Source organism: Paenibacillus apis, assembly GCF_018333295.1.
In the GTDB taxonomy this organism is placed as follows: Bacteria; Bacillota; Bacilli; order Paenibacillales; family Paenibacillaceae; genus Fontibacillus; species Fontibacillus antibioticophila.
On record NZ_BORS01000014.1, the window covers coordinates 46,621 to 71,669 of the forward strand.

Annotated in this window: 21 protein-coding genes, 1 tRNA gene and 1 riboswitch; of the genes, 16 read left to right on the forward strand and 6 right to left on the reverse strand. The window is 51.0% G+C overall.

Annotation, left to right across the window (positions count from 1 at the left end; genetic code table 11):
• Positions 1–22: 22 nt before the first annotated feature.
• The gene (locus tag KI362_RS18990) at positions 23–1,882 is read right to left on the reverse strand and encodes a heavy metal translocating P-type ATPase (RefSeq protein ID WP_301629485.1); all 1,860 of its coding nucleotides are present in this window, start codon (positions 1,880–1,882) and stop codon (positions 23–25) included.
• A 66-nt stretch (positions 1,883–1,948) separates the two neighbouring features.
• Complete coding sequence (locus KI362_RS18995; RefSeq protein WP_044480299.1) at positions 1,949–2,170, reverse strand: heavy-metal-associated domain-containing protein; 222 nt, start codon at positions 2,168–2,170, stop codon at positions 1,949–1,951.
• 209 nt (positions 2,171–2,379) lie between these two features.
• Between KI362_RS18995 and KI362_RS19000 the strand changes: the two genes are divergently transcribed.
• From KI362_RS19000 to KI362_RS19020, 5 genes are all read left to right on the forward strand, one after another.
• Positions 2,380–4,164, forward strand: coding sequence for an ABC transporter ATP-binding protein (locus KI362_RS19000; RefSeq protein ID WP_301629487.1), 1,785 nt, complete (start codon positions 2,380–2,382; stop codon positions 4,162–4,164).
• Positions 4,145–5,995 (forward strand): ABC transporter ATP-binding protein, encoded by a 1,851-nt coding sequence (locus KI362_RS19005; RefSeq protein WP_301629489.1) that lies wholly within the window; start codon positions 4,145–4,147, stop codon positions 5,993–5,995. The genes KI362_RS19000 and KI362_RS19005 overlap by 20 nt, the downstream gene beginning before the upstream one ends.
• 32 nt (positions 5,996–6,027) lie before the next feature.
• Positions 6,028–6,744, forward strand: coding sequence for an AAA family ATPase (locus KI362_RS19010; protein ID WP_301629623.1), 717 nt, complete (start codon positions 6,028–6,030; stop codon positions 6,742–6,744).
• Between the two features lie 75 nt (positions 6,745–6,819).
• Positions 6,820–7,035: a DUF4177 domain-containing protein gene (locus KI362_RS19015; protein WP_301629491.1), complete on the forward strand. Its 216-nt coding sequence runs from the start codon at positions 6,820–6,822 to the stop codon at positions 7,033–7,035.
• Positions 7,036–7,200: 165 nt separating this feature from the next.
• Positions 7,201–7,986 (forward strand): class I SAM-dependent methyltransferase, encoded by a 786-nt coding sequence (locus tag KI362_RS19020; protein ID WP_301629493.1) that lies wholly within the window; start codon positions 7,201–7,203, stop codon positions 7,984–7,986.
• 445 nt (positions 7,987–8,431) lie between these two features.
• On the opposite strand, the gene nrdG is transcribed toward KI362_RS19020, so the two are convergent.
• Together nrdG and KI362_RS19030 are read right to left on the reverse strand one after the other, a co-directional pair.
• Positions 8,432–8,953 (reverse strand): anaerobic ribonucleoside-triphosphate reductase activating protein, encoded by a 522-nt coding sequence (gene nrdG / locus KI362_RS19025; RefSeq protein ID WP_301629495.1) that lies wholly within the window; start codon positions 8,951–8,953, stop codon positions 8,432–8,434.
• Positions 8,950–10,926 (reverse strand): anaerobic ribonucleoside triphosphate reductase, encoded by a 1,977-nt coding sequence (locus KI362_RS19030; RefSeq protein WP_301629497.1) that lies wholly within the window; start codon positions 10,924–10,926, stop codon positions 8,950–8,952. The genes nrdG and KI362_RS19030 overlap by 4 nt, the downstream gene beginning before the upstream one ends.
• 174 nt (positions 10,927–11,100) lie before the next feature.
• Positions 11,101–11,426, reverse strand: a riboswitch (cobalamin riboswitch).
• Positions 11,427–11,768: 342 nt separating this feature from the next.
• Here KI362_RS19030 and KI362_RS19035 point away from each other — a divergent pair.
• The 7 genes from KI362_RS19035 to KI362_RS19065 all read left to right on the forward strand — a co-directional run bounded on the left by KI362_RS19035 (position 11,769) and on the right by KI362_RS19065 (position 14,703).
• Complete coding sequence (locus tag KI362_RS19035) at positions 11,769–12,080, forward strand: MTH1187 family thiamine-binding protein (RefSeq protein WP_044480293.1); 312 nt, start codon at positions 11,769–11,771, stop codon at positions 12,078–12,080.
• Positions 12,081–12,093: 13 nt separating this feature from the next.
• Entirely contained in the window at positions 12,094–12,228 is a 135-nt protein-coding gene (locus KI362_RS19040) for a hypothetical protein (protein ID WP_301629499.1), read from the forward strand.
• Between the two features lie 260 nt (positions 12,229–12,488).
• A complete protein-coding gene (locus KI362_RS19045) occupies positions 12,489–12,830 on the forward strand; it encodes a hypothetical protein (protein WP_301629500.1) in 342 nt (113 codons plus the stop codon).
• 496 nt (positions 12,831–13,326) lie between these two features.
• Positions 13,327–13,399: transfer RNA gene (locus KI362_RS19050), tRNA-Thr, on the forward strand.
• A 233-nt stretch (positions 13,400–13,632) separates the two neighbouring features.
• Complete coding sequence (locus KI362_RS19055; protein ID WP_301629501.1) at positions 13,633–13,941, forward strand: hypothetical protein; 309 nt, start codon at positions 13,633–13,635, stop codon at positions 13,939–13,941.
• A gap of 201 nt (positions 13,942–14,142) precedes the next feature.
• Positions 14,143–14,379 (forward strand): hypothetical protein, encoded by a 237-nt coding sequence (locus KI362_RS19060; protein ID WP_301629503.1) that lies wholly within the window; start codon positions 14,143–14,145, stop codon positions 14,377–14,379.
• 12 nt (positions 14,380–14,391) lie between these two features.
• Positions 14,392–14,703, forward strand: coding sequence for a hypothetical protein (locus tag KI362_RS19065; RefSeq protein ID WP_301629505.1), 312 nt, complete (start codon positions 14,392–14,394; stop codon positions 14,701–14,703).
• A 355-nt stretch (positions 14,704–15,058) separates the two neighbouring features.
• Here KI362_RS19065 and KI362_RS19070 read toward each other — a convergent pair whose 3' ends face one another.
• Positions 15,059–17,158 carry a methyl-accepting chemotaxis protein gene (locus KI362_RS19070; protein ID WP_301629507.1) on the reverse strand — a complete coding sequence of 700 codons (2,100 nt, stop codon included), beginning with the start codon at positions 17,156–17,158 and terminating at the stop codon, positions 15,059–15,061.
• Positions 17,151–19,679, reverse strand: coding sequence for a GH39 family glycosyl hydrolase (locus KI362_RS19075; protein WP_301629509.1), 2,529 nt, complete (start codon positions 19,677–19,679; stop codon positions 17,151–17,153). Before KI362_RS19075 ends, KI362_RS19070 begins: the two co-directional genes overlap by 8 nt.
• A 615-nt stretch (positions 19,680–20,294) precedes the next feature.
• Here KI362_RS19075 and KI362_RS19080 point away from each other — a divergent pair.
• The 4 genes from KI362_RS19080 to KI362_RS19095 all read left to right on the forward strand — a co-directional run bounded on the left by KI362_RS19080 (position 20,295) and on the right by KI362_RS19095 (position 25,034).
• Positions 20,295–21,821 carry a sugar ABC transporter ATP-binding protein gene (locus KI362_RS19080; protein WP_301629511.1) on the forward strand — a complete coding sequence of 509 codons (1,527 nt, stop codon included), beginning with the start codon at positions 20,295–20,297 and terminating at the stop codon, positions 21,819–21,821.
• A 21-nt stretch (positions 21,822–21,842) separates the two neighbouring features.
• On the forward strand, positions 21,843–22,796 hold the full coding sequence (locus KI362_RS19085; protein ID WP_301629513.1) for an ABC transporter permease: 954 nt from the start codon (positions 21,843–21,845) through the stop codon (positions 22,794–22,796).
• A 35-nt stretch (positions 22,797–22,831) separates the two neighbouring features.
• The gene (locus KI362_RS19090; RefSeq protein WP_301629515.1) at positions 22,832–23,986 is read left to right on the forward strand and encodes a sugar ABC transporter substrate-binding protein; all 1,155 of its coding nucleotides are present in this window, start codon (positions 22,832–22,834) and stop codon (positions 23,984–23,986) included.
• A 67-nt stretch (positions 23,987–24,053) separates the two neighbouring features.
• Complete coding sequence (locus tag KI362_RS19095; protein ID WP_158297333.1) at positions 24,054–25,034, forward strand: ABC transporter permease; 981 nt, start codon at positions 24,054–24,056, stop codon at positions 25,032–25,034.
• The last annotated feature ends 15 nt before the right edge of the window (positions 25,035–25,049 follow it).

Genomic DNA, 25,049 nt, shown 5'->3' on the forward strand with positions numbered 1-25,049 from the left:
ATTCCTCCTGCAAAAAAGGTTCTTATGTGGTAACAGTAGCACGACCGCGGAAACGGTTCAACCGGATCGCGTTCAGAATGACCGCCAGGACGCTGAGCTCATGAACCAGCATACCTCCGGCCAGCAGCACCTGGCCAAACAGGACGCCGGATATAAGGAGCAGGGCGGTGCCGAGGGCCAGCGTGAGATTCTGCTTCATGTTGCGGACAGTCGCCTTGGCCAGCCCATAGGCATGCGCGAATTGATCGAGCCGGTCGGCCATAAGCACGATATCGGCGGTCTCCATAGCGATGTCGGTGCCGCCCTCGCCCATGGCCAGACCGATATCGGCGGTCGCCAGGGCCGGAGCGTCATTAATGCCGTCGCCTGCCATAGCTACCCGAAAGCCGTCGCTTCTTAAGCGCTGGATGAATGCCGCCTTTTGCTCCGGCAGCATCTGGGCATGAACTTCATCCAAGCCAAGCTGATTGCCGACAAGCTGTGCGGTATGGCGGTTATCTCCGGTGAGGAGGATCATTCGTGTCACACCGGACCTGCGAAGATGCCGGATGGCGGCGTAAGCTTCCTCCCGAATTGGATCGGCGATGGCGAACATCCCCGTCAGGCGTCCTTCCACGCCTATAAAAACGACGGTATTGCCGAGCTTTTCAAGCTCCACAGCCTCTTCATCCGGCCCCTTGCCGATGCCGATCCCGCTCGTCTCCAGCAGCTTTCGGCTGCCGATGACGATCTGCTGTCCAGCGATGACAGCCCGTATTCCGCCGCCTTTTACGACCTCCACTTGCTCCGGTTGCCCGGTAAGTTGAATCCCTCTGCGTAAGGCCTCCTGCACGACAGTATAGCCAAGAGGGTGCTCGGAAGCCGACTCTGCTTCGGCGGCAAGCCGGAGCACGTCATTTTCCTCGCCTTCGAATATCCGGATCGCCCTAACCTCCGGTCGTCCTTGGGTTAGTGTGCCCGTCTTGTCAAAGACCGCCGTATCGATGCGGGAGAGCCGTTCCATGGCTTCGCCTCCCTTGATAAGCACCCCGTGCTTCGCACCGTTGCCGATGCCGGACACCAGGGAAACTGGAACTCCGATGACAAGGGCGCCCGGGCAGGCAATGACAAGGAAGGTAAGGGCCATTTCCAGTTTCCCGGTCAGCACATAGACGAGCAGGGACAGAAGAACGGTTGCGGGCGTGTAGATGGCGGCGAAACGATCTATGAATTTTTGAGTGCGAGATCCCGATTCCTGGGCCTCTTCAACCAGTTGGATCATCCTGGCAAAGGTGGTCTCCTCGCCGACCCGTTCGGCAATGACATCGATGGAGCCGTTGTCGATCAATGCCCCGCTATAGACTTTATCCCCTGCCGATTTCAGGGTCGGGCCCGGTTCTCCGGTGACCGCCGCTTCATCAATAGCCGCCTGTCCGGAAGCAATGGTGCCGTCAACCGCGATTCTCTCGCCGGAGCGGATTCTTACCCGGTCGCCTTGCTGGAGTTGATCGACGGGTACAGAAGCGGTGCTTCCTTCGCGAATGACGGTTGCGGTGGCAGGCACAAGTGCAATAAGTGATTGAAGCGAGTTGCGAGTCTTGGCTAATGACCTGGACTCCAGCCAGGAGCCTAGCAAGAACAGAAAGGTAACGGCGGCTGATTCAACGTACTCGCCCAGATAGACTGCACCGGCTACTGCCAGGGTGACGAGCAGCTCGATTGTAACGATACGCATAACGGCTGCCCGGAAGGCCTTGGTCACAATCGGAGCAGCGGCAATGACGGTAGCGGTTAGCAAGACTCCCTGGCGCCAAGAGACGGCTCCTGATATTTCGAGCACTCCGGCTAACAGCAGTAAAATTCCCGCTAACAAGGTGATGACATGAATGGTTTTGGTCTGCATAGCATACTCCCTTCTATATTAGCGCATGTTCAAAAAGTTGACTTTTTGAGCAACCTCCATCAGGCATCAGGACAGCTTCATTGTCAGAACGGGGTAACCAAGCCGATGGAGAAGATCGGACAGCTCATCCAGTGACACGTGCTGCTCCTGGAAGGCGATCCTCACTTTGCCTGAATGGAACAGGACCTTTGCTTCCTCCACGCCCGGAGTGCCAAGCAGTGCTTTTTCTATTTTTTTGATGCAAGACGGACAAGTCAGGGGCTCCAGGGAAAATACGGCTTTACTCATATACATACATCCTCCAATGTTCGTATTTGGTAGATCTGATGAATTAAGCATACGCCTGCTTGCGATGAAACACCTTGATGTACCTCAAGTTTATCGATGGATACGAAGGAGGCGTTTTACACATTCCTGTCCAACTGTTTTATAATGGAACAGTATGGTTCAAATATGGCAGGTTCGGATTTTGTAACCGCAGCAGGGAGAGGATTTTCATGAGGACGGTTCTATCGTTTTTAAGGAAGTACCGGGTTGCGGCTTGTGCTGCGCTGGCGATGATGCTGATAGAGCTATCAGTGGAGCTGATTCAGCCGCTGATTATTTCGAGGATCATTGACAAGGGGATTGCGGTTAAGAATCTGAACGTAGTTTGGTTGTGGGGCGGTATTTTGCTGGTGAGTGCGGGAATTGCTTTTGTCGCGGGCCTAGCCAGCTCCTTCTTCGCCTCCCATGCCAGCCAGGGCTTTGGATTTGATCTGCGTGACCGGCTCTATGAAAAGGTACAGAGCCTGTCCTATCCGGTATTCGGCAGGTTTGCGACATCATCGTTGATTACCAGGCTTACCGGCGATGTGACCCAGCTTCAAGACATGGTATTCATGGGGCTTCGCTTCGCCACCCGGGTGCCGCTCGTTGTCTTCGGCAGTATGATCATGGCTGTCGTTGTTCACGGGAGACTCGGCTTGATGCTGGCGGTATTAACTCCGCTGGTTATCTGGTTTGTCCTATGGATGATCAATCGGACATCCGCTCGGTTCGGTCAGGTACAGAAGCAGATGGATGCCGTCAATGGCGTCATTCAGGAAAACATGACCGGCATGCGGCTTATTCGCGTATTTGTCAGGCGCAATCAGGAGAATGAACGCTTCCGCAAGCGCAGCGGCGAGCTGATGCAAGGCACGGTATCCGCGCTTCGGTTGTCCGAGACAACCACTCCGGTTCTGTTACTGATGATGAATGCGGGGATTCTCGCGGTGCTCTGGTTCGGCAAAATCGACATTGCAGCTGGAAACGCTTCAATTGGTCAGGTGGTCGCGGTTGTGAACTATGCGCTGCGCACCGTAGGTGCGTTGTCGGCCTTATCGTGGATTATGGCTTCGTACTCCCGCGCCTCGGCCTCGGCGGCTCGGACCATCGAGGTGCTGGGCACCGAGGATCCTTCCGAGGAGCAGTGGGAGGAGAAACCGGAGTCTTCGAGAAAGACTGTCTCTAATAGGATGGAAAAGAAGCAGGAAGATGATCGTATGAAAGGGGAAGTGGAGTTCTCGCGGGTTAGCTTCAGTTACCCGGGCAGCGATTTGAAGGTACTGGAGGATATTTCTTTCCATGTCCGGCCGGGAGAACGGGTGGCTATTCTCGGAGCAACAGGCTCCGGCAAATCATCACTGGTTCAACTGATCCCCGGCTTATATGAACCGACCGGCGGCGACATTGCCGTTGACGGCAAAAAGATTGGCCTGCTGGGAGCCTTGCGCCTCCGAAGCGGAATCGGTTATGTGCCGCAAGAGGTGATTTTGTTCTCCGGATCGGTGCGCGACAATATCGCTTGGGGGCGGGAAGATGCTGCCTTTGAGGAGATTCAGGAGGCAGCCCGTCAGGCGCAAATCCATGAGACGATTCTCTCCTTGCCGCAGGGCTATGATACGATGCTTGGCCAGCGAGGGGTGAATCTGTCCGGCGGGCAGAAGCAGCGGCTCTCGATCGCGCGAGCGCTGGTGCGAAGGCCTGCCATTCTGATTCTGGACGATAGCACGAGTGCGCTTGATACACGGACGGAAGCTGCACTGTTAATGGAGCTGGACCGGTTATCCTGCACTACATTCTTGATTACTCAAAAGGTCAGCTCGACAGTCTCCGCGGATTTAATTCTGCTGCTGGATGAGGGCCGTTTGATCGCGTGCGGCAAGCACGAGGAATTGCTGACGGATTCTCCTCTATACCGCCGCATCGCGGAATCGCAGCAGGGAGGAGGAGATCGATATGTTCAAAGCGCTTACTGAGCCGTTTCGCCATCCGTATCCCGGCAAGCTTATTCAGCAAGGCGCCGGCACCGGGAGGAAACCGAAGGCGAGAGCCAGGAACTGGTCCGGCACACTCGGCCGTCTCTGGCTTTATCTGGCGGAACGGAAATACAAGCTGCTGCTGGTTCTGTTCATGGTGCTGCTCAACTCGGGGCTCGCGTTGCTGGGTCCTTATTTGATCGGGGTCGCAGTCGACGATTATCTTGAGGGTGCCGGCGGCCAGCCGTGGCTGCTGTTCTTGGGCGGCCTTGCCCTTGCTTACGGGGCAACCTCATTGACCGGTTGGCTGCAAAATATCTGGATGATCGAAATTGCGCAGGAGACCGTATTCCGGCTGCGCCGGGATCTGTTCGCCAAGCTGCACCGGCTTCCGATTCCGTTCTTTGCAAAGCGGCAGCAAGGGGAAATCATGAGCCGGGTTACAAATGATATCGATAATGTAAGCGTGACGTTGAACAGCTCGGCCATTCAGATTTTTTCGAGTGTTCTGATCTTGCTCGGCACCTTGACCGTGATGCTGATTCTGAGTCCGCTTCTTACCTTGCTCACCTTCCTGGTCGTGCCGCTGATGATGCTAGGGATGCGCTGGATTACAGGCCGGACAGGTCCGCTCTTCAAGCAGCGGCAGCGGGATCTCGGGGAGCTGAACGGGTATATCGAGGAGACGCTGTCCGGGCAGCGGATTATCAAGGCATTCTCCCGCGAGGAGCGGGTGATTGGCGAGTTCCGGCAGCGCAACGCCGCCATCCGGGAATCCGGCTTCTGGGCGCAGGCGATCTCCGGCTTCATTCCCAAGCTGATGAATGCCCTGAATAACCTCAGCTTCGCACTCGTCGCCGGCATTGGGGGAATTTTGGCTATTCATGGTCAGGTGACGGTTGGTGTGATTATCGTGTTTGTCGAATATGCCCGGCAATTCACCCGTCCGTTGAACGATCTGGCGAACCAATGGAATACGCTGCTATCGGCCATCGCGGGTGCGGAGCGTGTATTTGAAGTAATGGATGAGCCGGAGGAATCCCGCGATGAGTCCGGAGCCAAGGTGCTGCGCGAGGTAGAAGGGGCTGTGGAATTCCGGGAAGTCAGCTTCTCTTACGATGAGGAACGGGATGATGATATTTTGGAAAATATCAGCTTTCGCGCTGAGCCCGGGCAGATGATTGCGCTTGTCGGCCCGACCGGCGCAGGCAAGACGACGCTGATTCAGCTGTTGTCCCGCTTTTACGAGCCTACAAAGGGTGTCATTACACTGGACGGCTATGACCTGTCGAAGATTACGCGAGACAGCCTGCGCGGACATATGGCCTTTGTCCTGCAGGATTCCTTCCTGTTTGCAGGTACGATTCGCGAGAATATCCGTTATGGCCGTCTGGATGCTACGGATGAAGAAGTGGAGGAAGCCGCCAAGCTGGCGAATGCGCACTCTTTCATCACGAGGCTGGCGGAAGGCTATGACAAACGGCTTGGCGTCGGAGGAGATGGTATCAGTCAGGGACAGAAGCAGTTGCTTGCCATTGCCCGGGCGATGCTGGCTAATCCGTCCGTCCTTGTTCTGGACGAGGCGACAAGCAGTATTGATACGGTGACAGAGCTGAAGATCCAGGAGGGCTTGCAGCGCTTGATGCAGGGCCGGACGAGCTTCGTCATTGCTCACCGGCTGAATACGATTCGGCAGGCAGACAAAATCCTGGTGTTGCAGGGCGGCAAGCTGATTGAGCAAGGGGACCATGAGGCATTGCTGCGCCAGGGCGGATTTTATAAGGAGCTGCATCAGGGACATTTTGAGGAAGAGGGGGAGGACACGCAGTGAGCTTGTATGAGGCGCAGAGCTATTTGCGGAGCATGATTCTGCTGCGTGACGAGGTGCCTACGTTCCGGCAATATCCGTTTGATCTTCCGGCGGTGTCTCGTCTGGACCGTCTTGATTTTCACCCTAAGGTGACCTATATCGTAGGGGAGAACGGCATGGGCAAATCCACCCTGCTGGAGGCTGTTGCCGTGGCGCTGGGGTTTAATCCGGAAGGCGGAACACTGAACTTCACGTTCTCTACCGCGGCGACTCATTCCGAGCTGTATAAATATTTGCGCCCTTCTCGCGGAGCGGCTCGGCCGAAGGACGGCTTTTTCTTCCGGGCGGAGAGCTATTATAACCTGGCGACGGAAATTGATATATTAGACCGGGAAAATAGCTTTGCGCCTCCTATCATTGATTCCTATGGAGGAAAATCGCTTCATGAAATGTCGCACGGCGAATCATTTTTTGCAGCCTTCATGAACCGGTTCAGCGGGCATGGCCTCTATATTCTCGATGAGCCCGAGGCCGCGCTTTCTCCGTTTCGGCAGATGGCGATGCTCTCTCGTATTCATGAGCTGATCGGCAAGCGTTCGCAGTTCATTATCTCAACGCATTCGCCCATTCTAATGGCTTATCCGGATAGCCGGATCTATCAACTGACTCCTGATGGGATTGCCGAGACGACCCTGGAGGAGACGGAGCACTTCATCATCATGAAGGAATTCGTCAACAACCGCGAGCGTATGCTGCGCGAGTTGCTATGAATTATTAGCATTGAAGCTGCGTTGAAAAAGGATACGGGCTGAACTTTCAAGTCTATGGAAAACGGAGGAGATAGCTTGATACAGTGGGAATACCGGACTTTAAAAATGATGACCGGCGGTTTTTTGGGCGGCAAGCTGGATGAGGATGATTTTGAAGATGAGCTGAATCGGTACGGGGAAGAGGGATGGGAGGTCGTGTCCTGCTTCGATACAAGTTATGGTCAAGGGACGTCCAGGGAAGTGATTGTTGTCTTTAAAAGACCGAAGGACGGTTCATTGCCGCCAGTTTAGGTATAGTGTGAAGTTTAAAGGAGGGATGATGTGATGCTCTTCGGTAACTGCCCGGTGCAGCCTGCACAAGCTGATAACCACATGTACCGGGCTGAAGGAAGTTAGGTTATCGGACGGCTGCACCTGCTCTTGATCAAGCCATGAATCCAAGAGAGGGGTAATCGTATGAAGAGAAATGAGAATGGACACAACGGGCAAGCTCAGCTTAAGGCCTACTGGGAAGCGGAGGAAGCTCAGGGTTTTCAGGGATGGGACTTCTCCCGTCTGTCGGGCCGGATGTTGGAACAGGAACTTCCTTGGAATTACCGCAAGGCCGTGCTTGAACATATGAAGGATGAGACGACCTTGCTTGATATGGGTACCGGAGGCGGTGAATTTCTTTTGTCGCTCTCGCCTCCAAGAGGGAGCACCTATGCGACGGAAGCGTATCCGCCGAATGTGGAGTTATGCAAGAAGAAGCTCCCGGCCTATGGGATTGAGATCAGAGCAGTAGAAAAGGATGAAGAGCTGCCCTTCGAGAGCGGAATGTTCGATATGGTCATCAATCGTCACGAATCGTTCTGCATCTCGGAGGTACGGCGAATTCTCAAGCCGGGAGGTGTGTTCCTTACTCAGCAGGTGGGCGGACAAAACAACCGGGAGCTGTCCCGGTTTCTGCTGGGAGAGGATGCTTCGCATACGGATCCCGGATTCAACCTTTACAATACAGTGCAGGAGCTTGAACAACATGGCTTTTCGATTCTAAAACAGGAGGAATACTTTCCGGAACTGACCTTTCTGGACATCGGGGCGCTTGTGCAATTTGCCAGGATCATAGAGTGGGAATTCCCGGGCTTCACGGTAGAACGTTGTTATCCGCAGCTGATGAGATTACAGAATCGGCTGCAAAGGGACGGAAAAGTCACGAGCCGGGAGCATCGTTTTATGATTACTGCACGTAAGCCGACGTAAGCCAGAGCTTTGAACATAGCAAAAAAAAGCGGTGGGGCTGTCCCAGTAAGTCTCTAAACACAAAAAGCCGGAAGGAAAAGGTGATATTTTCCATTCGGCTTTTTTTGTGTTTGTAGGAAGTGGCCGCGGCGCGAATGCTTTTTGTACGAATTTCCGTATATAACTGCTCCTTGATGCCATCGACTGGAGGAGTTTGAACGATATTTCATACAAATTACCCTCGACCCCTCGCTTCACGGACGCTTTTATACGATATTTCGTTCAAAATCCTGGATTCAGGCGGTGCGGGAGGGATGTTGTGCGACTTTTCATACAAAACTCCGCCATGGAACCGTCCACCGAAGCGAGGGTGGCTGATATTTCGTACAAAAGTCCGGCAACGCTGGGCATTTAATTTGACGACCTTTCGGGACAGCCCTCCGCTTTTTGCTTTATGTTCTGCAATTTATTGAAAGGAGAGCGCCGGCTCCCACAGCACAACTCTGTCTTCCGCCAGGCTGCTCGGAATATCAATGAGCCGTTGATTGGAGCTGCCGCGATAGAGCAGGGAGGGATCCCGAAGCTCCAGAACAAAGCGGCCATCCACCAGTACCTGGCAGCGTGCCAGCAAGCCGTACTCGGCAGCATTTTTATCTGCAATCAATTCCTCGTAGGTATACCCGCTATAAATCCAGATCGGAATCTCTCCAGCCTGGGCGCGCAGCCGATCGATGAAGCCGCTGACCTCAGCCGCAGAGAAGAACGGATCCCCGCCGAGAATCGTCAGCCCGCTGAGTAACGGATTATTCTTAATGTCATTAATAATTTCCTGTTCTTTAACCTCTGTCAATTCCTCGCCATAATCGAAGTTCCAGGTAGCGACGCTGAAGCAGCCTTTACAGTAGTGTCTACAGCCGCTGATAAAGATGGCTGCCCGCAGTCCTTCGCCTTCGTTGATGCTCTCGGGATAGTAGCCGCAGATATTCATGCTTGGTGCTTAACGCGGTCCCGGACCTCTGCTTGCTTGGCTGCATTGAAGCGAGTCTGGTAATCACCGGTCAGGTAGCCGGTTACCCGGCGAAGACGGCGGATATGAACCTCATTCTCGTGCTTTCCGCAGGAAGGGCAGTTCGCTCCGATAATCCCTTCGAATCCGCAAGCCGAGCAGCGGTCGATCGGATGGTTAATGCTGAAATAGCTGACATTTTGGGACAGCGCATATTGAATGATTTTCAGGAAAGCCTCCGGATTGCTGCGGGCGTTACCGTTCAACTCGATATAAGAGATCGCGCCGGCATTACACAATTCGTGGAACTCGGCTTCCAATGAAATCTTCTTGGCTGCGCTGATAGGGTAATAGACCGGAATATGGAACGAATTTGTATAATATTCACGATCGACGATACCCGGAACCTTGCCATACGTTGCACGGTCGCGCTTCGTAAACTTGCCTGACAATCCTTCCGCCGGCGTGGCGAACAGGGTAATATTCAGATTATGAAGATCGCTCTGACGGTCGCAGTAAGCCCGCATAAAGGCGACGATTTCCAGTGCCTTCTTGTAAACTTCCTCGTCTTCGCCATGATGCTTGCCGTACATCGCCTTCATGCATTCCGCCATGCCGATGAATCCGATGGACAAGCTGCCATGCTTGATCAAATCGCGGACCTGATCGTCGGGTGCAAGCTGTTCTCCGCCTTCCCAGACGCCTTCACGCATCATGAAGTCCGAGGCTTTTGCCTTTTGTGAGGCCTGGATTTGGAAGCGATGAAGCAATCCCTCCAGGGCAATATCCATATAATGCTCTAATTCCTTGTAGAAGCCGCGTTCATCGGCTGTCCGGCGGCGTCCAAGCGCGATACCGTGCTCCAGTCCGAGCTTCACCAGGTTCAGCGTATTGAAGGACAGGTTTCCTTTGCCGGACAGATGGTTACGCCCGAATCGATCGCTCAGCACGCGGGTACGGCATCCCATGGTTGCAAATTCAGTGTCCGGGTTAGCGGGATTATAGTAAGCCAAATTGAGCGGGGCATCCAGATTAGCGAAGTTAGGGTAGAGTCTTTTGGCCGAGCATTCTGCCGCCTTCAGGAACAACTCATAGTTCGGTTCGCCCGGATTCTGGTTAACTCCCTGCTTGCACTTGAAGATCTGGATTGGGAATACCGGCGTCTCGCCGTTGCCCAGTCCGCGCATTGTCGCCGTCAGAAGAGCCTGGATAACCAGCTGTCCTTCCGGTGAAGTGCATGTCCCATAGTTGATGCTTGTAAAAGGGATCTGTCCACCGGCCCGGCTGGACATCGTATTCAGGTTATGGACCAGACTCTCTGCGCCCTGCAGCGCCTCAGCCTCGGTCTCTTTCATGGCATATTTGAATGTTCTAGGATATTGTTCTTTCAGGTCGGCACGGCCCATATGGACTTCGCCAAGCTCGTCCGTAAATTCGCCTTCTTCGAAATATTCCAGTCCCTTACGGAAGTATTTACTGAAGGACTTGGCTACATAAGGAGCCAGATCATGATCCAGCTTATTCGCCGATACACCGCCGTATTGGGCATTTTGCTGAGATTGGAAAATAATCGCTACAAGCGCCATCGCGGTCATGATGGAATTCGGCGGACGAACGCTGCCGTTTCCGGTGTTAAAGCCTTCGCGGAGCAGACGCTCGAACGGAATGAAAATGCAGTTGGTTGTTCCAATCGCATATTGATCCAGGTCGTGGACATAAACGACATTATCGCGGATCGCTTGAACAACGCGCGGCGGCATTACAAAATGGTTCGCATACCATTTCGCATATTCACTCCCAAGCTTACTCATTTTGCCGGAGAAGCTCTCCCCGTTCAAATTCGCATTCTCGCGCAGCACTTCAAGATTGCTGGACGAGACAATCTCTTCTCCGAGCTGAATGACCTCATCCAGCATTTGTTCCAAACCGTGACTGGCGTGATTTAATAGTGCCATCCTCATTTCCCTCCGACCCGATAATATAAAAATAAAAAGGCATCTTTTTGACCCCGTATCGATCAAATGATGCCCATTTCCGCAGCTGAACAGCTTGCCATAACGGCAAAGCAATGATGTGTATGTATTCGCGGTTATCGGACACCTTGTCCTGTTCCTCGCAGGGTCATAACGGTGTCAAACTGCAAAGAGGCAGGTCTCCTGGCTTCCGGCCCGTTCGGCGCCTTCCCGCTAAGCGTTACTCACGCATGCTGCAGTGGCATTGCTGCATATAGCATTGCTGCATATAGCATTGCTGCAGATTAGCCGATGGGGCATCAGGACGATGCAGGTTCACTTGGGAATTCATGATTTTCAGCCTTGATCGCATCAAGACCGATTCAAATCGTGTTGCCAAGCTCTCCGGTTACAGTGGCGGGACCGCAGCGGATTTGCACCGCGTTTCCCTATTAAGCTCCGGTAATAGATATTGCCGGAACACCTCTCTGGATACTATATTTGGTTGATGTTTCTAAGAATAGCCCAAGATGTAGTGTTTGTAAACGGACTAATGGCCCACTTCACTATGAAAATCCATTGAAAAAAATGAGAAAGCAAGAGGGATGCGGCGCCGAGAGTTTATGAAGAAATTGTAGAAATATTGGAAACTGTTTCCATGATTATGAGTGATCCATGATTTTAAAATGGACGTTTATATTCGACGAGATTAGATGAGATTATGATGAGATGAAATGAAACGAGATTGGATCAGGTCAGGTTAAATCAGATTAGATGGTATCTGTCCTTGCGTGATACAATGAAGGGAGAAGAAGCAGAGCTTTCAGAAAAGAGGAGGGATTCAAGTGGCCATTGCCGAAGTGACCGTCATTCCGATCGGTACAGGCTCAACCAGTCTCAGCAGCTATGTGGCTGATCTCCAGAAGGTGCTGGAGCAGCAGCCGGGGATTACCTTTACACTGACCTCAATGAGCACCATTATAGAAGGATCGCTGGACGATATTTTCTCCGCCGTCCGTGCCATTCACGAAGCCCCGTTCCATTCCGGAGCCCAGCGGGTATCGACCTCGCTTAAGATTGACGACCGCCGGGATAAGGCAGGCTCGTCCGCCCAGAAGCTGCGTTCGGTTCAGGAGAAGCTGGGGGAGTTGGGCTAGTGTAGCCCAGCTGGTGGAAAAAAAAGTACATTGGAGCGAAAAAATAAGGAAAGATTTTCACAAAAAAAGAACAGTTGCGAAAATCTGGTATAGTCATTTGGGAATAGAAAAAATCAAAGATGGCTCATACTTGAATTGCCCATTATGAGCATAATGAGAATAAAATGGCTGTATTTATTTTAACCTAATGACACATCAAGACTCAAGCAGGGCGTGGCCTCCGAGGTTTTTGGGGCCGCGTTTTTTAGTACAGTGTTTCAAGCTCCTGTCATACATCGCAGCTCATTGCTCTAGAGGAGGGAATACATAATACGACGTAATCTGCTATAAAGAAAAATATGATTATGTCGAAATAATAATAGAAAAATGGAATCTCGTTTTTATACAACAAGGAAAGGGGGAGAGTGCGTGATTTTTTGGAGAGGCTTAGGCTTTTTAAGTATTTTCATTCCAGCGGCGGTTTTTGCTGTAATCACCATTGTTTTCAATCTATTTGAGTTTGACACTTCTAGGATTGATGCTCAGCTGCCACTGGCCTTCAGCCTAATTGTTGGAGGAGTTATCGTGTGGCATTTAGGGAAGAAGCTTAACGCTGACTCGAACAAAGTGCTGGTTGATCAAGAGACGGGGCAACAATATCGATTGGGAGTTCTGCATAGCTTTTATTTTATTCCTATGCAAAACTGGGGGCTGATTGGATTGATTGGAGGCTTTATATTGACAATTAATTCTATATTTAGACTTTTTTGAATGGAAGGATTTGCGCGAAATATCGTATAAGTCCTGCCTGATTACCTTGAAAAAGCACCTTTTATACGAAATATCGGATAAACTACGGCCAATTCTGCACATAATGTAGAGGCATGTACGAAATATCGTACAAATTCGGCCCGATTTCACCTAGAATGAAGAATTTTATACGATAAACCATACAAAACATAATCGTTTACCGTATGAATTTATGGATTTGTACGAAATTTCGTATAGATGTTCCAGCCTCTTCAACAGAAAATGGGGGTGGGATACCGGATCGATTCTGATCGCCCTGTCCCATAGGAGCTGTGGTCCCGAACAATTATAGGGCGATATTATCGCGGTAACCGGAATGATCCCAATGATCCCAATGATCACAGTCCTGGCGTAGTCCGAAAGGATTTTGCGACATATCCATGTTTTGATCCACGTTTTGAGGCTTGCAAAATTCTAAAAACGAGTTATAATAATTTTCGTTCACTTTTAGTGAAACGCTGGTGTAGCTCAGCTGGTAGAGCAACGCATTCGTAATGCGTAGGTCGGGGGTTCGAATCCCTTCACCAGCATACTTGATAATGCAAGCGTGACGCGGCTTCCGAGGTTTTCGGGGGCTGCGTTTTTGTATACATTATGCGGGGCTTCTAACATTCTTCTCTTTACCTTCGGGAGGGAGCCTTTTACTTTCATTATAGATTTAATGATTCTTAGTCTTCAGCCCCTCACTAAAATGACCTTCAATGAATAAAATATGTTGCGGTAATATTGATCACTACGGTTCATTGTTACGGGGGAAGAAAGAATGGCCACTCGAACCCAAAAAAATAAGCGGACTAAGCAGATACAGAAAAACAAACAAAGTGTACTCCCTATTTTTCAAGGAAACAAAAAACTTGAGCTCGTCGTTGCAGCCTTACTTTTATCGGGAAGGCTTAAGGTGGATTCAGTCCAGTTGTATACAGATTCATCATTATTCGTCAGCCTCGTGGGCAAATTTAAAACATTGAGCAATGACACTGTCGATAAACTTGTTAGTTTTATGAATGAAAATGGGGATATCACTTTAAACGACTTTATGGAGGCGTTGAAAAAGAAGACGGGTAATAGTTAGATGAAAACTTCAAGAGAGGGTGAAAGAGATGAGTGAATTTGATGGAGAACAATTTGCTAACAATATTCTCTTAATTATTGTCATTACATTATTAATATTCGGATCCACCGATATTGAGAATCTGTCTGGAGCTCCGACTGCGACTTAAGCAAAGGATTACAGGAATCAAAATTTCCATACAGAAGCCCCGGTATCACGGAATTGTTTGAGGAGATTCAGGCAAGGAAGCTGCGGATCGCCCTGGGATCGGCCAGTCGGAACGCGACCTTCGTCTTGGACAAGTTGGGACTTACCGAAGCGTTCGAGTACATTGCCGACCCTGGGCGCATTGCCTTTGGCAAGCCTCATGTCACGGTAAGGCAGCGGAAGGGCTACGCATTCCGGACGCGAAAACGGATGTGCGTCGGTATCCATACGAGGCCCTCTACGATAAAGTAGGGGGTTTTTGTTATGTCGATTGATCCACGCAAAGGCAAGAAAAGAATCGATATGAATCGCGCTGTCCGGGTGAGCGATCCGCAATCGATGCCGCTTGACATGGTGTTCGACTTATTCTATAGCGCGAAACGAGCGGTGCAGGTTCGGGACCGGACTCTCGCGGATTATAAAAGCTATTGCGCTATTTCCGTGAATGGTTGGCCGAAGCACATCCGGATATTGACGAGAACACCCTTTCTCTGCTTCCATCATGTGCAAGTATGGTTGAGTACATATCGTTCGTCTATAAGCGATATAGAAACGATAATTACCGAAGAAGGATGATAGAAAGTTGTCGCTGGCCCGGTTAAAGTTGCGGCTTCGAGCTTTGCAAACAATGTACGGATTTTGGGTGAGAGAGGGATACATCGACGCGAATGGATTCAAAGGATAAAATGCTATTGACGGACGCGCCAGATACAAATGAATCTATTTTACCTTTATTAGAATCGATAGCTTCTTAGTCGGTGGCAGCTATTTCAAGCTTAACTTGAGTTTCTGGCTCACAAGCGGAGACTAAATGTACTATTTTATCTAGACTTACTTGCGGTCCGTGCATGTGTTAGTGAGGTTCCTCCATACAAAGTCAAGCGAGCCTTGGTTCCAAGTTCACTGGACCAAGCTCGCTCGACTTTTTGTTTTACACTTTGAAAAGAGCCATCTTAACCGTCAGCTCTTGAACAAGCGTGCTGAGATGAGCCGCAGCCGCCGAGATTTCTTGCATCGTGGATAGCTGCTGCTCGGAAGCGGCTGCGGCTTGCGCCGTTTGGGACGTCGATTTCTCTGTAATGCCGGACACCAGTTCAACGGCTTCGGCCACACGGAGGGCACCTGTCGACATGTCATGCACCTCGGACGATACCTCCTGAGCACGAATACCGACGAGTTTCATCTCTTCCATGATCGAGGAGAATAGCCGCCCGCTTTCTGTGACGCTGATCAGTCCCTTCTCAACCTCAAGCGCGGTGCGGTCGATCAATTGCTCTGCCTGTTCAGTATCGGCACTGATCTCGGAAATCCCAGCTTGTACCAGGTCGACGGCATCCTTCGTCTGCTCCGCCAATTTGCGGATTTCCGCAGCGACTACGGCGAAGCCTCGGCCTTGCTCCCCGGCACGGGCGGCCTCGACAGAGGCATTCAGGGCGAGAATTTTCGTCTGGTTGGAAATACCGGAGATCAATCCGACCAACGATTCTATCTCGCCGGAGCGCATCCCGAGCCGCTTCATGGCTTCATTGGAAGCTTCCATAGAGGTGGAGATCATGTTCATCTCTCCAACGGCTCGTTGTACAACCTGATTCCCGTGCTCGGTTTGCCTGATAACATCCTCAGCGGATACCGATACGGCTTCGGCCGAGGTAGAGACTCGCCCGACGCTTTCCGTCATCTCCTGCATCATGCTGGCGGCCTGGGAGGCCTCGCTATGCTGCTCCTGCATTCCCTCTGCCGCCATCTCCATGGATTCGGATATCGTCTGGGCGGCCAACGCGGTCTGCTCTGCGCTGGAAGTCAATTGCTCGGAGGTCGCGCTCACGGTGAGGGCGATTTCCGAGGTTTGTTTCAGCATGTGCCGCAGGTTAGTGGAGGCCTCATTCAGATGAACCGCCATTTGGCCAAATTCATCTTTGGCCCGGATATCCACGGTTTGGGTCAAATCTCCCTTAGCCATGCCCTGCAAGGCATGAACCATCCGCTGAATATTACTGATGACGATGATCCGGGCCAGCAGCCAAATGCCTGCTCCCAGCAGTAGCAGAGCTACAATCCCGATAACCACAGATTCATTCCGGTTAGCGGTATAGGCTTTTAAAATTTCGGATTTAGGAATTGCCGTCTGCACATACCATAACTCATCATCGATAATAGGAATAGGCTTGAACGCCCGGATGATCGCTGTGCCGCTGGCATCTATACTTTGATGAACCAATTGTCCCTGCTGTACCTTTTCGAATACCTGATGGTTATGTTCGGAAGCGAGGAAGGAGTTCCCGGCATCCTCCGCATTCTCTCCATTGGCTATGTATAGCCCCCCTTGGGACAGCAAAGAGACATTGCCGCCAAGCGGGTGCTCTTGCTCTGCCGATTGCTGAAATGTATCGAGAAGGAAGGCGCCCCCGATCACGCCAAGAAATTGCCCGTCCTGATCCAGAACCGGCAATACGATCATCGTGAGCAGTTCGGAATTGCCATCCTCGGTGGAGGCATTATAAGGCTCCATGACGATGGCTTGCTTTTCTGATTTGGCTTGCTCATAGGCGGTAAAGGTATCCAGGCCGCCGAAGGGGACAGGCATGATCTGCCCATCATCGAACCGAATGGCGAGGGTTGCCATCCGGCCACCATTCACGGCATACAGCGGGTCGGCGGTATAGTCCAGATCCTTGCCGTATGCGTTCGGCTCCCAAACCGTAAATATAGAACTGACGGAGTCGTTATCGTTCAACAGACTTCCAAGTAGACGAACCATTCGCTGGCGATCAGGATTCCCTTGGGACACCTCATCAAGAAAGGTGGAACGTAAGGATGCCAGTGAGGCCACAGTGTTCTGCACAATTTTGGTATGATTATCCGCGAAGTTTTGTCCTGTATTTTGGGCCTCCAGCATCCCCAGGTCCATACTCACTTTATTTAGAAGCGTCAAGTTCCAGCTAATCAGAACAGTAAAAGCAGCCACGAGAATCACAGTAGATAAGGCGATGAACTTGACGATCACCTTCTGATTTCTAAACCATTTAAACATGGAAGGTCTCCCCCTCATAAATTTCGGAAATTTCGATCAAGCGGATTTCAAAGGGCTCCAACACCGTGTGGATCGTTAATATGTCGCTGGTGAAGCACAGTTCTTTTTCAATCCTGGGAATGGATATTTGACGCAAGTAATCTACATCGCTAGCGGACCAATCGGCGGCCTGACCCAGATTCAAGGCGTTATCATACGCGCTGCCGTAGCTGCGGTTGACGATGGAATGCTTGATCTCGTAATGCCCGGCCAAGGGGGCAAGCTCCAGCCGAAGCTCACGTTTGGTTTTGTTGGGAAAATGCGAGTAACGCTCCTTGTGTGAGATGCTGATTGAGATGCCATTGGCGTAAATATCATCATAATGGTGGTAGTTATGTAGCAGAATTTGGTAATTTCTCCCTTGCCGGGTAATGAAATAGCCCTCTCCCCGTTCCACCAGCTCATCCCCAAGCCGATTCAAGAAGCAAAAGGCATGATAGGCCGGCTTCTTGATGTTGTTATACGTAAATAGGCCCAGCCCGCCATGGAACAATTGCTGCGGCAACCGGTTCTCCTCATGCATGTCGGTCAGGAGCCAGTAGCCGAAGGAGTTCAGGCGGTCATAGTTTTCGGTAATATTCTTGATCACATAGGAGGATTTGAAGCAGGTATCGCTCATCAAGTCCTTGTGAGATACGGTGGAGTTCCACTCCGTCATATACACCGGCAGATCGGACAAGCTCTCTTCCAGAAGCCGCTCCTGAAGCCGGTCGATGAATTGCTGGAAGGAATCGGTCACCGGGCTGAGATTAAGCTGCTTGTCCATGCTGAGATGGTTGTTCTGCGGCACAAGGTCGATATCGTAATAATGGACGGTGATAAAGTCGGGCAGACAGGCATGATCCCGGCTGAAGGACAGGAAAGAGAACAGCCAATCCTCGCTTTTGTTGTAGGTCGAGAATGCGGCAGGTCCGCCGAAGGCTAGCAGCGGGTCGATGCTCTTCACCGTATCGTAGGTATTCTTGTAGAGGGAGAAGAACGTCTCGTCCTGCTTAAAGCCGAATAGCAGATTGGACGAGCTGGGCTCGTTCCATACGCAGAACATCCAGCTTCGCACTTCCCTGATGCCGTATCGTCCGATCAAGTGCCGCGTCAGCGTCTCGACCAGACGGTTCCACTTGTCCATATCCTTGGGCGGGCTGGTGTTCATGTTGGCATAGAAGACGGTTTTGGACAAATCGCTGGCCAGCTTGCCGGGCATGAATGAAAATTGGACCAACGGCTTCAGTCCAACGGACAGCAGAAAATCGAACGCCTTGTCGATGAGCCGGAAATTATAGATGGCCTTCCCCTCAGAATCCTCGCCGTACACCATAAGATCATCATCCAATAGCCCATGCATCTTGATATAACGGAACCCGATCTCCTGTTGCGCCGTACGCAAGGCTTCCTGGACATCGGCAAATAGCACTTCCTTCACCCGGCTCACGCCGATGAAGTTCTTGAAGTGGTGCTTCAGCTCTACGGTCGGCTTGTTCACATCAACCTGGCATATGGTGGAGAGCTGCTGCAAATAAGTCTGTGGTGGTGCTGCGACCAAGGGCTCCCCCAAATTATTCTCGATGAACAGGGAGATTTCCTCATGATAGGAGTGGGGCTCGTCCTGATAATAATTGACGGACTTCTCCTTGGTCGTCTCGATGCTTCCCGATACTTCTTCCGCATGCTTCTTGCGCCATATGCTAGGAAGCTCTCCGTATTTCTCGCTGAAGGCCGTCACGAAGGAACGTACATTGGGAAAGCCGTTCTTGGCGGCAATCTTGTCGATTGTCAAAGACTCATTCAACAAATCGTTCACCGCATAGTGCAGGCGCAGGTCCTTTAAATACTCACTGAAAGATAAACCAAGCTTCTTCTTGAAATACTTGGACAAATAAGGAACGGACAGAAATTCTTGCTTTGCCACCTCTTGCAAGGACAACGGTTGATTGTAATGACTGTTCACATAATCCAGAATGCGGCGCAGCCGATCCAGGGCTTCCTTGGGCTGGCGGGTGCCTCCCTGTTCCTCACTGCTGAAATGGGTGCATAGCTCGTATATCAATTCATAGACGAGGGAGGCATTCTTGAGATCAATAAACTCTGAAGTATTGATGTTATGCTGGAGGATTTGAGCGACGATCCGTTTGATGTTCCTGAACATTTCAGGTTGGTTTGTCTTGGCCGTATTGCAGTCAAAGTACATCTTCTTGAGATCCACGACCACTTCCTTGAGCAGCTCAAGCTTGATTTGCAAGGCAACCATGGTCGCGTCCTCGGAATGCAGCTCATGCACCTCGTTGGAGTTAATGAGAATCAGATCTCCGGCGCCTAGCTGATAGGAGACATTATTGACATTGATATCGACCTGTCCTTTCATGGTTACAATAAGCTCTAAGGACTGATGCCAATGTCGGCTAACATTGCCGATCCGGTGCAGGAAAAACTTGATGGGCAGCTTTTTTGGGAAGTTGATAATCTCATGGCGAAATTCCAAGCTCAAGCACTCCTTGATGGTTGGTTTGTTAATTCCATGCTTTTTCCAGAGTGTACTAAATATTAATTCAATCCACAATACTAAAGAGTGAAATGTTGGAAAATGGGGATTTAGGTTAAATATTTGCTCTATGAATGACAAAAAGTACAGTTAATTTTTAACCCCTCCTATGCTAAGATATTTAGTTTCCCAGGATATAGGATCCTCGGAGAGTAGATTCGGGACGCTTTCAGAAGAAAGTGTGCTTTTTTGTTGTCTGCGGCTCTCATAAGGGGGAGATTTTTAACTTTGTGTCAGCATTTCTAGGATTTGGCGATTATGATTGGTTAAATTATTGCCCTAATGAAGATAAAAGAAGCAGTTATCGCTCATTCTCAATCATGTTACACTTGGGCCACGGGAAGAAAGCGATATCAATTAAAAAGGATGTTCAAAAAGTCGTCTTCCCAGGACGAAGCTGTTCAAGAAGTGGATTCGACATCGAATCTTGAATTCACCCGGGACTTCCGGTGCTCACGTACCCACTACGTACGCTCCGCTCCTCAGTCCCTAGCTTCATCCAACCTTCTTGGTCCTGAAAACCCGACTTTTTGAACAACACGTACTTGAAGGAAGGTTGACATGGACAAACCCGTTTTTTTAGAAACCAGAAACATCGTGAAGAGATTTAATGAGGTTTTGGCCGTGAACAAGGTGAGCATGAAGATTTATCGCGGGGAGATTCGCGGGCTGATCGGTGAGAACGGTTCCGGTAAATCAACGATCTCCGCCATGATCAGCGGCTTGTTGCCGAAGACGGATGGAGACATCTATGTCGAGGGTAATCCTTATGCTCCCAGGAACCCGCTGGATGCCCGGGCCAGAAAAATCTCCATGATCGTGCAGGAGACCGGAACCATCGGTCCTCTATCCATTGCGGAGAACATCTTTCTGGGAGATGAGGCTCGATTCCTGCGCAGAGGCTTTGTGGATCGCAAGCGAATGCTTGAGGAAGCGGAGAAGGCGCTGGAGCTTGTTGAGTTTGGTCCGGTAGATGTAACGAAGCCCGCCTTCACCTTGAACTTCGAGCAGCGGAAGCTGATCGAAATTGCGAGAGCGTTATATCACGAGCCGGAATTGTTCATTGTAGACGAGACGACCACCGCATTGTCGCATGACGGAAGACTTCTGATTCATCGGTTGATGCACAAGCTGCGTGATCTGAATAAAGCAGTCTTATTTATCTCCCATGACCTTCCCGAGTTAATGGAGGTCTGCGATGCGCTGACGATCATGCGGGACGGTGATTTAATTACGACAATTGACCGCGAAGACTTTGAAGAGAATCATATCAAGCAGTCTATGGTCGGCAGAGTGATCGAGGGGGACTACTATCGAAGTGATGATGTTGCTTCGCGTGGAGAGCAGGCCATGATTCAAGTGAAGGGTGTTCATACGGACATGCTTCACGATATTCATCTTGATCTGTATCAAGGTGAGATTCTCGGAATCGGCGGATTGTCCGGCAGCGGTATGCATGAGGTAGGGAAGGTCATTTTCGGTGAGCTCAAGCCCGATCAGGGAGAGGTTATCGTATACGGGCACGGGAAGCAGGCCGGGGGAGAACTATATCCCAACAAGGTAAGAAATGTTCAGACTGCGATTGCCAACCGGGTCGGATACGTGTCCAAGGACCGGGACCGGGAGACCTTGATCATGGAAGCCTCAATCAAAGAGAACCTCGTACTGTCGGCTCTCGGGAAGCTGACTCAATTCGGTCTCGTCCTGCCTGGAGCGGAGAAGAAGTTCGCCCGTAAGCAGATCGAGGGGCTGAATATCAAGGCCAGCGGGATGAATCAGCGGGTAGGGGAATTGTCGGGAGGCAACAAACAAAAGGTGTCTTTCGGTAAATGGATCGGCAACGATTCCAAAATTCTGATCCTCGACAGTCCAACCCGCGGCGTTGACGTTGGCGTGAAGACGACGATGTATCAGCTGCTCTACTCGCTGAAGCAGCAGGGCTATGCGATCTTGATTATCTCGGAGGAGCTCCCCGAATTAATCGGGATGAGCGACCGGATTCTGATGATGAAGGACGGGAGAATCAATAAGGAATTCCGGCGGGACGAGCATTTAAGCGAATCTATGCTGATCGACTACATGATTTAGGCAAGGCGGTGAGAAACAACCATGAAACTATTTTTCAAAAAGCATCAACATACGCTGATCCAGTATGCCGGACTGGCGCTCGTATTGCTTGTGTTTACGCTCATGACAGATGGAGCTCTGTTATCTGAGTTCAACGTTCGAACAATACTCAAGCAGCTGGTCATTTTATTTACGATAACGGTGGGCATGATCTTCATCTTCTCGCATGGCGGGATGGATATTTCCGTAGGGGCGGTGCTGGCGTTAAGCTCGATGGCGGCTATCTACACGATGAATGCAGGGGCGCCGCTTGCGCTAGGCATTCTGGTGGCTGTATTGGTATCGGTCATCTGTTATATGGTCAATGTGCTGATTGCCAACCAGTTTGGCCTCATGGCCGCAATTGCCTCACTAGCGATCATGATTGTGTCCCGCGGGATCGTCACCTATCAGGTGTCAACCTCTGTGACCAAGATTGCTCTGGCGGATGCCAAGCCTTTAAGGGAATTGGGGAGAAACATGCCCCTGATTATGACCATTATCGTGCTGGTTGGCGTGGTTGGTTATGTATTGTTTCATTTGACGAAAATGGGCAAGCAAAACAAAGCGATAGGCGATAACCCGCTGGCCGCGTCCCAGAGCGGTGTGCGAGTCAAGAGAACCAAGGTGATTGCCTATCTGCTGGCAGGTATTCTGGTGGGCTTCGCTTCCGTTCTCTCTTTGTCCCGTTCGGCGGTCATTAGCGAGAATACCGGGATGGGGCTGGAGATGGATGTGATCGTCGCACTGATCCTGGGCGGCATGGCGCTCAACGGGGGCAGCCGCTCCAGAATGAGCTCGGCCTTCGTGGGGGGCATTACATTAGTATTGCTGAACAACGGCTTGGTGATGGTGGGCGTTCCGCCTGAGGTGGTATCGCTGGTGAAGGGTGTGATTTTCCTCGCTGTCGTGTTCCTGCTTCTGCGGAGACCGGCCACTGAGGTCATGCCGAGATAAACAACAATAATAGATAAGAAAAGGGGTACATTCAGATGAAAAGAAAACAGTGGATCTTCTCTTTGGCAGCGTTGATGCTTCTGTTCAGTGTGGTTCTGTCCGGCTGCGGCGGAAACGGTAATAGTGCGAACAGCAATAGCGCAAACGGCAATGAAGGCGGCAAGGCGCAAGACAATTATACTATTGGAGTCATGCTCTACAATTATACCGATATCCAAGGACAGCAAATTAAAGCCTACTGCTCGTATCTGGAGAAGAATTTCAATGTGAAATTCAACTTTGCAACTGTAGGGCCTAGTGAAGAAGGACATATCAGCGGTCTGGAGAACCTGCTTGCCTCCGGCGTGGATGCGATCATTAGCGGTTATGATACCGCGCTGGAGCAAAGCGTCAGCCTGACGGAAGAAGCGGGTGTATATTATGTCGTTGCTCTGGGTGAGGTGGACGAGAACGTATCCAGTGATTATTTTGTCGGCGGGATCAAGCAATTTGGCGAGAATCCTGAGGAACTGGGCGCCAAGTATGCGGAACAAGCTTATGCGTCCGGGGCGAAGCATATCGGCATGACGTCGTTCCTGGAGTTTGCCTTTGTCGACGCTCCAGCCATTATCAAGGGCTTTACGGATAAGATGAACGAATTGGATACGCAAGGAGAGGTAACCGTGTATCCGACAGAATTCCATTCCTTTGCTCCGGAAAATGCGGCCGATGCCGTGACCAAGGTGATCTCCGATCATCCCGAGGTCGATGCCATTGTAGGCTTGGGCTCCGGTATGGATTATGTGTATCCAGCCATTCTTAACAGCACGAAGCCGGATATTCCTTTGCTGGCGCTTGGTTATAACGATAGCACGGAGGATGGCTTTGCCAGCGGCAAGGTGCTGATGGCCGGAACAAACAACTATGGTCAGCTTATCGCGGGCTCCTTCGCCCAGCTCTATGATCGGCTGAATGGCAAGACGTATACGGATTGGAAGGCCAACGGCTATATCAGTTATGTCACCATGACTTCCATCGAAGAGGTGCAGGATTTCAAGAAATACGTGATTCCTGAGGATCAATCTCAAGGTCCTGTGACGGCAGAGGAATTGAAGAACGTCATGCTGACGTACAATGACGCAGCCACTTGGGAATCGTTGCAGGAGCTGACGAACCGTACGCTTGCCGAGATTAAGGCGGCTAGAAATTAAACCTTGCTTGCTTGGGAAAGAAGTCTGACGGGCAAGCGGATATTGGAGTGAAACTATGCAAGCCTCAATGTTGAAATGGGCAGTGAATCTGCTGAAGACGTTCATGTTTCCGATTGCTGTGTATCTCAGCATTCTGATTATAACCCTGCTCATGAGCAAGACAGGATATGTATCCTTCGGTGCCTTCGACCGGATTGTGCGGGGCAGTGTGCTGACAACAATTACGGCTTACGCGATTGCCTTGCCTCTATCCGGAGGGAGATGGGACTTTGCGCCAGGGATCATTATCATGCTTGCCGGCATCATTGGCAGTAATTTGACAATTGACCTGGGGCTGGGTCCGGTGATGCTGCTTGCAATTACAATGGCGGTTGCCATTTTGCTGAGTTTATTTGAAGGGCTCCTTTATGTGTGGATCCGGGTGCCTACCATCATTGTCTCGCTTGGCGTGGTGATGATGTATGAAGCGATATCCGGCGTGGTCTACGGGGGCTCGGGGACACAGCTATTCATGCATGCCAACCTGACGATCTTTGCCAGATCCCCATGGATCTATATCCTGCTGGCCGTGGTGATGGTGTCGTTCTATTACCTTCTGGGTCACACTAAATTCGGCTATGATACGAGATCGTTGTCCGCCAATCCGAGGCTTGCGGTCAACATGGGCGTGAAGGAGAAGAAGAATATTCTGCTGACCTATCTGGTCGTGGGGGGTCTTCTTGGCATCTCGGCTGTTATCAACGCCTCAACCGTCTTAGTATCGCCAGCCGGAAATCTCAGCTCCACCGCCTTGATGTTCTCTTCCATGGCTCCGGTATTGATGGGTCTGCACCTTGCGCAATTCACAAACTTGCCGTTGGGCATTTTTGCAGGGGCGCTGGGGATGAATGCCTTGTCCTACGGGATGGTTGTTATGGGCATCAACAGTTCCCTGCAAACCGTGGTTATCGGGGTGTTCATTGTGGTCTTCATGGCCTATACGACTAATCAGGAGCGCATTCGCACCTATCTTAACCGAACCAAGGCAGGGAGAAAGGCAAGCGCATAGAGAGGACGAGCATCT